1 protein-coding gene is annotated in these 13,787 nt (G+C 60.7%); it reads right to left on the bottom strand.

What is annotated here, in order from left to right:
• Positions 1–38: 38 nt before the first annotated feature.
• A complete protein-coding gene (locus BLU74_RS07610; protein ID WP_089766678.1) occupies positions 39–12,239 on the bottom strand; it encodes a choice-of-anchor D domain-containing protein in 12,201 nt (4,066 codons plus the stop codon).
• Positions 12,240–13,787: the final 1,548 nt, after the last annotated feature.

The raw sequence follows: 13,787 nt of genomic DNA, 5'->3' as shown, positions 1-13,787 counted from the left end.
TTAAACGAGACAGTCGAAATGCGGCGACGAGGGCTCCCTCAGTCTTGCTGCCGATAGATGAGGTACCCCGCGGCCGCGAGCAGCGCGACGACGACTATCACCGGGAGGAAGCCGAATCCGCCCGGCTCTTCCGGTACCTCAGTAGGCGAGGTGGTTGTGTCCGACGGTGTCGTCGTTTCCGTTTCGGGCGGTGCCGTCGTTTCCGGCGGTGCGGTCGTCGTCACCTGTTCACGCGTCGTGACGGCGAACGGTGAGAATCCGGTGACGGGAGCGCTCAGCGTAACCTGGTTGCCGGACTCTGTCGCAGTCGTTTCGAGCTCCTGCCACGCGCCGTCGGTGTAGTGCTGGATCACCAGATCATCGGCGGTGACACCGAGATCGTCAAGCCGGGACTGCGAGATAGTTAGCGTCACCGTCGCAGTCTGCCCCTCGGGCGGATCGGGTGCGTCGATGTCGACACCGCTGACGTACTGTCCCGTCGGTTCGGGGACGTCCGTCGGCGGGCTCGGCAGCTCTTGGACGTTTACTTGCCCGGTCGTCTCGGGGACGTTCACCGAGACGCTCGTCGCACCGGTGCCGCCTGAGAGATTGACCGCGGCCGTTCCGGTCTCGTCGAGGTCGGCCGTGGCCGAAACTGGGGCGGGTGTTCCGGCGCCGGGCGTGTCGGTGAGGGCAGGCGGAGCACCGCCACCGGTGGGACCATCACCTTCTTCAGCCGCGTTCACTGTCAGGCTACCGGCGCTAAGGCCACCGATGTTGATGTCGTACGTGCCGGTGTCCGTAGGCGTAAACGTCAATTCGACCGTCGTGGATCGGCCGGAATCAAGTGTCACGGTTTGATCCGGACCTCCCACAGTGCGGTTCGTGCTCAGAGCGACCGTCGTACTTCCTCGGAGTCCGCCGTCGTTTCTCACGTCCACGAAGACGGAGACGCTCGTTCCTTCTTCGACCTCACTCGAACCGAGTCTCGCATTGCTCAATACGAGGTTTGGTTGCGGCTCGTCCACGACGATGGCGAACTGCGAGAGTTCGTCGGTCTCTGCCTCGTAGATGTAGTTGGTCTGAGCGAGACTACGGGTGCTGCCGGACAGGTACGTGGTTTCGACGTTCGTGGAGACGTAGTCGCTCCCGTCGTACCGGAGCAGCTTGACATCCGACGGGTCAGCGTCTAACTCGTTGAGTCGAGACTTGCTCACGCGGAACGTGAAGGTGTTGTTCTCGAGCGAGCTGGCCGAGATGTTCGACTTCGTGGCCGAGAGGTACCGGATGTCGGTGTACTCAGTCTCGTCGACCGCTTCGCCGAACGGAGTCGGCGAGCCGTCGATGGACAGCTCGAAGTCGTCGCTCGTCTGGACGAACGGCTGCGTGCCGATCACCTCCGCGTCGGCGCCCGGGTACGGCCGGAACGAGCGCTCTGGCTGGAGTCCGGGCTGGACATTCTGATAGGACGCGATGACGCTGCCGTACGTGACAGTCACGATGGTCTCGGAGTTCGAGAGGAACACCGACTTGCCAGGCTGGCGCGGGTCGGTCGTAATGATGTTCAGCGACCCGTACTTCGCGCCTGGGACCTGCGGTGTCAACTCGACGGTGACGGTCGTCGAATCACCCGGTTCGAGGACGTCTGCTCCAGCATCGGTCACGGTGAATTCGTTGCCGATGCCACCCGAAGCAGCGACAGCACGGAGGTTCACGTCTGCGGTAGCACTGACGTCGTTCGTGACCGTCAGCGTCCGCGTGGACGTGTCGTCGAGCGACGTCGCACCGAACCGGATCGATTCACTGCTCACGCGGAGTTCGGGTGTCTTACCCGTACCGCTGAGAGCGACCTCGAGGGTGCTCTCATCGGCATCAGGATCGTCGCTACGGACGATAAGCCGTGCAGTCTGTGCGGTGCCGTTCTTCGCGTCTTCGACATCGTCGATCGCCGGAGTGAAGGTGACCTCGACATCACGGCTTCCGCCGGCCGCGACCGTCAGTGGTGAACTGTCGGTAACGGTCGGATCGCTCACGTTGAACTGGTCGGAGTTGGTCCCAGCGAGCGCCAGGTCTGTCACGTTCAGCGGCGCATTACCGGGGTTGGAGATCGTGAGTGTCGTAGTCGTGGTCGTTCCGAGGCGCGTCCGGTTGAACGTGAGGCCCTCCGTGTCGAGTTCGATGTCCTGTTCGACACCGGTCGCGCCGAGGCTGGCGGTCGTCGTCCCGGACTGGGCCGTCCCGATCTCGAGCGTCGCGGTCGCGCTACCGGTCACGCCCGGTGCTGCCTCGACAGTGAACGTCCGTTCGCCACCGTCGTCGACGGTGCCGGTCGACAGGCCGTTCACCGAGAACGCCGAGGCATCGTCGCCCGTCACCGTGATGCTCGTGATTTCGAGCGCCGCGGTGCCTTCGTTCTCAAACGTGAACGTCTGTTCGCGCGCGTCGGAGATCGGGATCGCGCCGAAGTCGTTGGCCGACGGCGAGAGCGACGCGTTGCCCGCGACGCCGTCACCTGTGAGGGCGATCGAGCGGTTGCGGTCGTTCGAGGTCAGCTCGAACGTCCCGCTGTAACTCTCGTTTGCATCGGGGCCGAAGGCGACGGCGAACGTCTCCGATTCGCCGCGGGCGAGCGACGTCGGTTCGCCGCTCACGATGGTGAATGCGTCGGATCCGGTAACGTTCGATTCGTCGATCTCCAGCGTCGCGTTCCCGTCGTTAGTGACGGTGAGGGAGCGCCGGGCGGAACTTCCGGTGCGAACGTCGCCGAAGGTCCCGTTCAGTTCACTGGTGACGGTGAGGTTCGGTTCGATCCCGTCCGCGTCGAGATCGACGGTAGTGTCACCGTCCGGGTCGTCGGACTGGATCGTGAGCGTCCCCGTCTGCTCGCCGGTCGCTGTCGGTTCAGCCACGACCGTGATCGTGCGGGTCCCGCCGGGGACAATGGTGACGGGTAACTCACTGTCAGCCGGGCCCGTCACGCGGAACTGACCCGAAGCGCTGACGTCCGAGACGGTGAGGTCCTCGCCACCGTCGTTCGTCAGTTCGACCGTTGCCGGCGAGCTCGTGGTGTTCGTCTCGACCGCTCCGAACTGGGTCGAACTCTGACTCTGATCGACCGACGCGCTCGGTGCAGACCCAACACCGGTCAGCGAGACCTCGACGGTGTCCTCGTCGGGGTCGTTCGTCTCGATCGCGAGCGTCGCAGTCAGTTCACCTGTGGTCGAGGGATCGAAGTCGACCGAAATCGTCTCTTCCTCGTCGCTCGAGATCTCCGTATCGTCCGCGGGCGCGTCTGTGACGGTGAACGCGTCCGTCTCGTTGTCGGTGATCGAGACGTCCTCGACGGTGAGGTTCGTGCCCGGCAGGCCCTCGTTGGTGATCTGGATCGTGTTATTCGCCTGCTCGTCTTCGACGGTGTTCACGTAACCGAACTGGAGATCCGTCGCGTTGACTGCGACGTCCGGGGGCGTCGCCTCACCGGAGAGCGAGACTGCGAACTGACTGGATCCGGCGACGGCACCGCTCGCAGCGAAGGTCACCGTCGCGGAGTGACTTCCGGCCGCGGTCGGCGCGAACGTGATTGTGACGTTCCGCGTCTCGCCGTCGGGTATGGAGCTCGGAACCGTATCGGAGACGACCGCGAACTGCCCGGCGCCGCTGCCGGTCTTCGAGTCGACGCGGAGCCCGGTGAGGTCCTCGGTACCGTCGTTTTCGAGCGTGACGGTTCGTGTGATCGAGTCACCCTCACCGATCGTCTCGTACTCGACGGTGCTGGGGTCGCCGACGAGGCTCGTCCGTTCACCGTCGCCTTCCAGGGTGACGTTGACCGGGTCGTTGTTCGGATCGTTCGTGTCGAGCGTCAGGTTCGTGGTCCGAGTGCCGGGGTTCGTCGGCGTGAACCTGACCGGGATCTCGCGCGTGTCGCCCGCCTGGATCGTGATCGTCCCGGGCGAACCGACGAGCTCGAAGTCGGGGTTCGAGATTGCGTTCGCTGTGTCGATTTCGAGGGCGGCGTCGCCGGTGTTCTCGATGATCGTGGCGTTGGTAGCGGAACCTCCGACAGCGACACCGCCGAACGTGAGGTTGGCGTCGTCAGCCGGCGTGGTGACGGCGGCCGTCGCCGTGAGCGTGGTCGCCGAGAGATTCAGTGTGCCGTTCTCGATCGCCGCGTCGTTGGTGTCGAACGTGACGTTCGCCGTGGGTGACGGCGCGTTCGGCGTCACCTCGACTGAGACGAACTCGGATTCGCCGGAGCCGAGCGTGATGTCCTCGCCTTCTCGGCCGACGGTGAACGTACCGTTGGTTTCGTCGTCGACGACGGGCGTCACGGTCAGATCAGCCGTCCCCGTGTTCTCGAGGAGGACACTCGCACTCTCGGTCGAGCCCTGCGTGACCTCGCCGAACGAGTATTCCCCGCTCGGTGAGACCAGGAGTTCGCCGCCGAGTCGGGTTCCGCTCGCGCCGACTGTGACCGTTCCGTTGAACGGATCGTTCGAACCGAGACGCAGTAGACTGCCGTACGTCCCGGGCCCTTGGTCCGTGAAGGTCACGTCGACGGTGGTGGTGTTGCCCGGATCAACCGTGATCGTGCCCGTCGGGGAACGGCTGAAGCTTCCGGTCAGCGTCGTCGTAATCCGGAGTTCGCGGTTACCCGTGTTCTCGATCTCGATCGTTTCGGTCGGCGTCTCGTCCGCGCCGGTTTCGCCGAACTGGATCGAAGACTCGTTGACCGAGATGCCGGGAGCGACGCCGGTGCCGGAGAGGCTGACCTCCCGGACGGGGTCTTCCGGCGTATCGGCGCGGAACCGGAGCGTCGCCGACGTATCACCGCGTTCCGTCGGCGTGTACGTCACGATCAGTTCGCCCGTACTGTCCGCCGGGATGGAATCGGGCGCCTGGACCTCAAATTGGCTCGCGCCCGGACCGCTGATACTGGCGCGGCCGAGCGAGATCGGACGCCCGCCGTCGTTGATGACATCGACTGTGAGCGTCTCTTCGGTGCTGCCAGACGGTGTGGCACCGACCTCACCGAAGGCGCCACCGTCCTCCGCCGAAACCGTGAGCGGGTCGGTGACGTTGACTGGGACGGTATCGCGCTCGTATGCGATCTCGTCGGTGCCGGTCTGTGTCACCACAGCCGTGTAGTTACCACCAGCTAGGACGGACGTGGAGGCCCGACCGACCACGTTCGTGGAGACCCGCTGGCCGGCAATCGTAATCGTCGCGCCCTGGATGTAGTCGGTATCGTCGCTCGCGTTCGTGACCTGGAACTGGATGGTATCGCCGGAGGAGACAGTCGGCGTCGACGTCGTCAGTTCGAGCGACACTTCGTCACGCGCGACTGAGATGTCCGTCGGCTCGAAGTCGTTGATCGCGACTGTACGCGTCCCGTTCGTCCCGGGTGTGACCGTGAAGTTCGTCGAGTTCGTCCTGCCGGCCGCGACGTCGACGGTCCGGCTTTCGGTCTGCGATCCGTCGACCGAGAGGTTCACCGGGACGGAGTCGTCGATACCGCCGTCGTTCACCAGGTTCGCCTGCACGCGGACGGACTCGTCCACTGAGACGGCCGTCTCGTTCACGGTGTAGTTGGCGACGCGTGCTGCCTCGTCAACCGTGACAGTCGCTTGCCGGTCCGCGTTCGTCTCATTGTGCGAGACGGTGAGAGTCTGTTCACCGGTCTCGTTGAGTTGCGTCGAGAGCGTCACCGTCGGTGCATCACCGGCGGGAATCGTCTCGATCGAGTAATTCACCGTTCCGTCGTCGGTCGCCAGCGTGACGTTCCGGTCAGCGGCGATGCCACCGATGTTCAGCAGGTCGACCTCGACGTCGACGCTCTGTCCCGCGTAGACTGGCTCGTTGTTCAACACGTCGGCGCCGAGCAGACGCACGTCAGCCGGACGGTTCACGGTGACGGTTACGCTATCGGGGTTGTACGTGGTCTGGGCGCCGTCCTTCGTCACGGACGCCGTGATCGTGCCAGAGGTGAGGGTCGCGTTCGCCAACCCGCTCGCATTCGTCTCGAGGAGCTGGCCGCCCGCGATGATCGTCGCGTTCGCAACGGCCGCATCGGTGCTGTTCGTGACGTTGAAGACGACCTCGTCGTCGGTGGTCGGATTCTGCGTTTCGACCGTGAGGTTGAGGTTCTCGATCCGCTCGGTGACGAGGATGCCCGTCGGCGGCTCCTCGTTGACCGCGACCCTCGTCGAATTGACGGTGTCGAAAGTGCGGGTGAACTCGACGTAGGCCACGTCGCCCGCCGCGAGGTCGGTGACGGTGTCGTTGGCCACGTCTTCTTCACCACCGACGCTGAGGTTCACGGCGAAGCTCTCGTCGAGCGTCGATCCACGGTTACGAACCGTCGCGTTGATCGTCGTTGCCTGCTCTCCGACGGTCACCGACGTGTTCGTGACCGTGAAGCCCGTCACGACCGTCTGCGGGTCGATCCGGACCTGACCGGCCACTTCGTCGCCCACCGAGAGCGTCCGCGTTCCGGCGGAGGTGAACGACGCGTTCAGACTGATCGTAGTGTTGCTACCTCCGCCGAGGTTTTCGACGGTCTCGTTGGCGAGTACTTCTCCGCTGCTGTCGGTGAGATTGATCGTCTCAGTCCCGGAGAGATCGCCGTTGTTCACCACGACGGCCTCGACCGTCGCGTTGTCACCGGTGTAGGCCTGTCTCGTGAGTCTGTAGGCGTCATCAACTTCGATCTGAGCCGGGTCTTCGACCGTCACGTCGACCGAGTCGCCGTTGAAGCTGGTCCCGTCCGTACTTTCCTTCGTGACGACTGCTGTGTACTGGCCGCCTTCGTTGAGGGTGATGTTTGCCGTTCCGTCTTCGACATTGAGCGTTTCACCCGCGATCTGGACTTCGGCCGTGTCAAGGGTTTCTGCGTCAGTCCGCGTGACGGTGAAGTTCAGCGGCGTGCCGGCGGTGACCGTCGAGTTCTCGACGCTTATGTCGAGATCGACCACTTCAGTAGCGACGCTGACGGTGCCCGCACTGCGCTCGTTCGTCGGGCCAGCGGCCGTCGCTTCGAAGGTCGTCCCCGCGTCATCTCCGTCGAAGGAGAACGTCTGCGAGACCGTATCGTTAGCCTCACCGGGGATCGGGCCCGTATCGTTCACTGATTTCGTCTGATCGCCCAGGGTGAAGGTGACGTTGATGCCGTCCGTATCCTCGGTGCTGCCGCGGTTGGTGATCGTCGCATTGACACGCACGACGTCGTCGGTCCGCACCGCGGTGGCGTTCACTGAGCTGGCAGTCACGACCGACTGCGGGTCGACCGTGAGCGTGCCAGCCTCGATGTCATTGACGGTGAGTGTCTCCGTTTCGGCGGTCGTGTTGAGTTGGGTCGTCAGCGTGACCGTCCGAGATGCACCTGCACCGAGTGTTACGGTGCGGTTTCCAACCGTCGCCTCCGTGCTGTTGGTGACAGTGAGTTCGAGGTCACCCGACACGCCGCCGTCGTTTTCGACGACTGCGAGCACGTCCACATCATCGCCAACGAACGCCTCGTCGGTCAGGAGGAACGCATCAGTGACATTGACGTCCGCGGGCTCGCGGATCGTCAGGCTCGTCGCGGCACGCTGGAAGGTCTGCGTGTCGGTGTCATCGTTTCTCGCGCGTGCGGTGTACCGACCGGGGGAATCGAACGTGGTCGTGTTAGTCCCCTCTGGGCCCGTCGTGAGCGTCTGACCAGCCACGCGGAGCGTCGCGCCCTCGACCGGACTGCCGTCGGCCGTGACGGTGAACCGAACCGGTTCGCCTGTCGTAGTCGACGACGTCGCGTTCGTGGCGACGTCGAGTCCGACGCGCTGGCGGGCGACCGTCACCGTCTTCCTGGAGATGTCATCGACGGTGACGTTCTTCACCCCGACACTGCTGCCGGTGGTATCCCAGGTCAGTTCAACCGTCTGAGCGCTGCTGGCGGGGACGGTAATCGTCTCGTTGTCTCTCTCCGTCCCGTTGACGTTCAGGCGAACGGTCTTCTCACCTGAAGTCGATCCTCGGTTCTCGACGGTCGCAGCCACAACGAGTTCCTCACCGATCGTCACCGTCGACGGGACGGTGAATCCGGTCGTGGCGATTGCGGGTTCGACCGTGATCGTCTGGAACGTATCGTCTTCGACCACGACCGGGTACTGGCCCGGCGTCTCGTTCGCGGTAGCAGTGAAGACGACCGTCGTCCGTTCGCTGCCGTTCAGTGTGACGGTCTCGCTCTTCTCCGTCTGGAAGCTGAAGTTTACCTGTTCGGAGCCGCGAAGGTCGCCGAGGTTCTCGACCGTTGCTTCGACGGTCAGGGTGTCGCCGGTGAAGATCTGGGTCCGCAGCGGCGCGACGTCGGTCACCCGGATATCGGTCGGAGCGTTGACTCGGACGTCGTCGATCGAATCCGAGAGGTAGGCGACACTTTCTGTCGGTTCTTTGGTCGCCGTGATCGTGAAGTCACCCGCTTCGTCGAAGGTGATATTCGCCGTACCATCGTCGCCGGTGCGGTATTGGTCGCCGTTTATGCTCAGCGACGCGTTCACCGGTTCGCCGTCCGCGCGGACGGTGAACTGAATGGTCTCGGTACGGTTGATCGTTGTCTCGTTTGCGTCGATACTCAGTTGACGTTCAGCGAGTTCGACGGCCACGGGAGTCGGTGCGGTCTGGACCTCGCCCTCGAGGTCGGCGTCACCAACGGTAATCTCGCGGATGCCCGTGGTGTCGAACGACGTGGTGAAGCTCAGGGTATCGTTTGCACCCGGTGCAAGTGAGCCGCCAATGAAGTCGCCGATCTGTTCTCCATCGGCGTAGACGGACGCGAAGTACACTCTCTCGATACCGTCGGTGTTGGTGACGGTGGCGTTGATCGTCACGTTCTCACCCGTCGCGGGGGTGACTGGCGTGACCGAGAGATCGCTGTAGACGATATCGGACGGCTGGCGGACGTAGAGTCCGACCGACGAACTGTTGAATGCGGTATCAGTCGTCTCGTTCGTCTCTTTGCTCGCGGTCGCGGTGACGTTGTCGCTGCCGGTCACCGCGATGACTGCCACGCCAGAGCTGTTGGTCGTCGCACTCGCGCCGTTCACGGCAACTGTCGCGTTCGAGATCGGATCGCCGTCGGCCGTCGCGTTCGTCACGGTGAATCGGACATCACTGCCGTTCAGGGGTTGCGTCTCGTTGGCCTGGAGGTATAGATCCACGACCTGATTTGAGACGGAGATATCTTCTTCGAGTCCCGAGCCGACAATCGTCAGATTGTACGTGCCCGTATCGTTGAAGGCGTACTCGAACTGGACCTGTTTCTGCTCGGAGGCGTTGAGTGTGACCGTGTCATTCAGCGTGGCCACAGTCTCTCCTGCCTGTGAGATCTGTAGTGTCGCTTCTTCTGTAGTGTCGATATCGCCGCTATTCTCGGCAAGCGCGGAGATGGTGACGGGTTGATCGACAGTGACGGCCGTAGCGGACGTCGTGAGATCGGAGTAGACCACTTCGGCCGGCTGTAGGACCGTGATGTTGCGCGTGTCCCTGTCGTCCGCGCTCGCAACGGTGAACGTCAGGTCACCAGTGTCGTTCTCTCTCGTCTGGTATTCGAGGCTGACGGTCTGGTTTTCGCCCGCATCGAGTTCGAGTTCGGTGCTGTTGACCGGTGTCTCATTCGCCAGGAGGCGAACGGTCTGGGTATCAGAGAAGTCTCCGAGGTTCTCGATCTCTGCGGTGACATTAATAACCTCTCCCGCCACGACCTCAGCACCCTCGTCCGGTTCAGTGATGTTGACGTCGAACTCCGCCGGACGGTTCACGGTGACCTCGACTGAGTCCGTATCGACGGGGCCGAAGACGTTCGCTGTGTAAGTACCACGGTCGCTCTCAGATGTCGTGTAGTTGAATTCGATCGTCTCCGAACTTCCGCTATCAAGCGAAACGGTCTCGCTGTCGGTTGTGACAGTCTCACCGTCTTGTGTGAGGTTGAAGTCGATCTGCCGTTCACCGCTGACATCGCCGACGTTTGTCACGCTCGCACTGATCACGACGGTCCCGTTTTGCGTGACATTCGTCACGGAGGCTTCCTCATCGATGTCGACATCGAAGGACGCGGGCTCGACGACTGTGGCCGTCCACTCGGCAGTATCGTCATCGCTGACGACCGTGAGATTGATACTGGCACCGGGAGGTCGAGATCCGGTACTGAACTCAAAGGTAAGTGACTTTGTCTCGGAAGCGTTCAGGCCGATACGCTCGCTTTCGTTCGGAACCGGATCAGCAAAGTATTTCAGCGCAATTTCCTGTTCGCCGAACTCCTCGCCAGCGTTAGTCACGTTCGCGACGACCGTCACGTTCTCGCCGGGGACGACAGTACTGTCGGAAGCATCTTCGTCGATATCGACCTGGAACTCGGCCGGTTCGAGGACCCTGACCGTTTCGGTCGCGCTATCGTCTTCTGTCTGGACCGTCACGGTCCGATCGCCAACATCGGCAACAGTCGTCGCGTTGGTTGTGAAAGTGAACTTCGTCGAATTACCGGAACCGAGCGTGACGCTCTCGTTAGTCTCGACGACCGTGTCGTTGAACAGGAACTCGACATCTTTCGTACTGTTCTCATTCCCGGTGTTCTCGACGGTCGCATTCACGGTGATCGTGTCTCCGACTGAAACGTTGTCGTCGAAGTCGTCGATACTGACCTCGAAGAACGCACCCTGAACTACCGTGACCGGCCACTCGGCGGTATCGTCATCGCTGGCGACAGTGAAGTTAAGTTCGTCGCCGGGATCAACCTCAGCGCCAGGGGCCTCATACTCAAAGGTGACTGATTCACCCGTACCACCGTCTAATTCGACCGTCTCGGTTGCTTCCTGCTGGTCATTCAGACTCAGCGTGATCACTTGCTCGCCGAACGTTTGGCCGACGTTGGTCACGTCCGCGACTATCGTCACGTTCTCGCCAGGGACGACAGTGCTGTCGGAGGCGGCCTCGTTGATGTCGAGCTGGAACTCGGCCGGTTCGAGGACTGTGACCGACTGTCTTTGGCTATCGTCGTCGGTCCGAACCGTTAGGTTCCGGTCTCCGACATCGTTTACAGTTACCTCGTTGGTGGTGAAGGTGAGCTCTGTCGACTGTTCGGAACCGAGCGTGACGCTCTCGTTGGTCTCGACGACCGTGTCATTGAACAGGAACTCAACGTTCTGGGTCCCTTCTACCCCGCCGGTATTCTCGATGACCGCGGTTACGTCGATGGTTTCGCCCACGGAGACGTTCGGGGGAGCCGTAAGCGACTGGACCTCGAAGGTGGCCCCTTCGACGACCGAGACGTTCCAGTCGGCGGTATCGTCCTCGCTGGCGACAGTGAAATTGAACGTTTCGCCAGCAGCGGCCTCGGGGGTGTCATACTCGAAGGTGACCGACTCATCTGTACCACCTTCTAAGTCGACCGTCTTGGTTGCCTCCTGCTGACCGACCAGATTCAGCGAGATGGTTTGCTCGTCGACCACATCGCCGACGTTGGTCACGTTCGCAACGATCGTCGCGTTCGCGCCCGCGACGACGGTGCTATCGGAAGCGGCTTCGTTGATCTCGACCTGGAACTCGGCCGGGGCCTGAACCGTAACTGTGTCAGTCTCGGAATCATCCGCCGTCCGGACTGTCACGGTCCGATCACCGATATCCGCGTCGTCCGTGGGGACACTGAAGTTGAACGTCCTTACCGGGCCGGGATCAAGAGAGACATTCTCGCTCTCGACGACTGTATCATTGAACAGGAACTCTACCTCCTGTGTCCCGCGCGCGCCGCCAACGTTCTCGACCGTCGTATTCACGAGGACATCTTCGCCCGCAGTGACGGTGTCAGTGACTTCGAGTGGTCCGACTTCGAAGTCCGGTCCGGGATCAACCTCGACAGCGATAGTGTCGAAGTCGTTTTCAGAGCTTACGTTGACCGTGTAGCTCCCCGGATCGACATTGACGTCCTCGAAGGTGATTTCGACCGTTTTTGTCGTTTCCGGATCGACTGATACGTCCTGATTTTCGGATAGTGCCTGGCCTTCGAACTCCGCCTCAATCGTTTGAGTATCGGGAAGACCCCCAGTGTTGCTGACGTTCGTGACGACGGTTAGATTTCCTCCTTGCGTAATCAGAGTCTCCGAATTAGTTCGGTCGATCTCGACGTTGAAATTGGATGTCTCATTGGAGACTGTGACATCTACTTCGTCACTACCAGTCTCTGTTCGGACTTCAGCGCTAAACTGTGCCTGACCGTCTTCACCAATGAGACCCATATCGTCTTGCTCTGTCGGGTAACTAAGTGAGAAGTTCTGTGACTCACCAGGCTCAAGAGAGAAATCTTGGTCTATCGTAACTTGTGTCGTCCCACCACCAAGAGAGGGAGGTAAAGTCGCTTCCACATATGCCTCTTCACCATCTAAGTATAGTGTCGCAGTGTCATCAACGGTGGAATCGCCAACGTTTGTGATAGTACCATTGATAACTATCTGTTCGCCATCTAGTACGTTGAATTGCGAATCCTCTTCATCTATCTCGATATTTGCCCACGGATCCAACTGCTCGACTAATGTGATATTCTCGTCTACTTTGTTTGTGTATATCTCACCGGTTTCGGTGTTCTCTGCAACGTGGATAATCGAATATTCGGCGGATTCACCCGTCCGGAAGCTTTCGAGTGTGCCAACCTCAAAAGTCGTCTCATTTCCTGTATCTGCCTTGGCGACTATCGAGGCTTCAACTAATTCTGCGCCGCTCTTATTCTCGAATCTGTCACTGACGCCACCGCCAATGAACCCGAATGCGTCGTCGATGGTGAAGACTCCAATTTCGTCGCTTTCACCCAGGTCTTGTCCTAAGAGCGTCGCTCCATCCTCAATTCTACGGACACCATCAAAGCCGGAAATGCCCGAGCGAATGGTGATGTTATCAGGATCTATGTTTTGTACGTCATTGATCGTAGCATCTATCCTTTTCCCGTCGAACGCATTTTCATTGTAAAGAATGACCGCCTGCGTGATCTCACTCTGATCTCCCGACAGTGGGACTTCCGCGTTGACGGTGACATTCTCACCGGGGCGGAATTCTGGGTATGGATACGGGTCCTGACGTGAGACGCTGGTACTCGCATCGCCATTTTGCACGATGGCGAAATCAAGTCCGACCACGCGTGTTCGGTCTAAAGTGAAACTGCCGTTCTGTTCGACGACGCTTCCGTTGTTAACCGCTAAGAAAATGTAGTTGCCGCTCCCCCGACCTTCAGCCTGTAGGTCGTAGGTAATGGTCTCGTTGTCTCCGATGGTCGTCGTTTCGAATATTTCAACAGTCGAATTCTCGTCGTTAAGTAGATCGTCAAGCTGTGTCAGCTGCGAGAAGAAATCAAGCCCCTGAGATGAATCCGTCTTGATAGCCACAATGTCTGCCTGGGATCCACCAAATTCTGAAAGGCTTCCACCTCCGGTATCCTCAAAGTCAAATTCTAATGTTTCGTCCGACCGATGGACGGGAACAGTTTCCTTATCATTGGGGTATCCTGGCACACGGGCACTCGCGGCGACGAGTTCGAATTGTGGGACATCAGTCTCCAATGCTACTGCACTGGAATCAACTTCGACCTGTAACCCTTGAGTCGATTGGACATATAGTGCTATATTCCCTGCCTCGAAGAAGCTTTCAGTTGCAGGACGAGTGTCGGTAGTAAAACTACGAAGATTGCCCTTGTCGGTCGTGCTACCTGACTGAACTACTGCTCGGTACTCGTAGGTCGTTCCCGGGGTAAGGAACGAGAGCGTATCGTTGAAGCTCTCGTTCCCTGTGAGAGTTTG

It is taken from the genome of Halobellus clavatus, assembly GCF_900107195.1.
GTDB classification, from domain to species: domain Archaea; phylum Halobacteriota; class Halobacteria; order Halobacteriales; family Haloferacaceae; genus Haloquadratum; species Haloquadratum clavatum.
Note: the sequence above shows the minus strand (reverse complement) of the source record. Positions and strands in the feature narration are given on the sequence as shown.

What these genes read in the sequence shown, in the direction of transcription:
- BLU74_RS07610 (WP_089766678.1), bottom strand. Translation starts at nt 12,239, where the DNA reads ATGGGTCTCATTGGTGAAGACGGTCAGGCACAGTTTAGCGCTGAAGTC.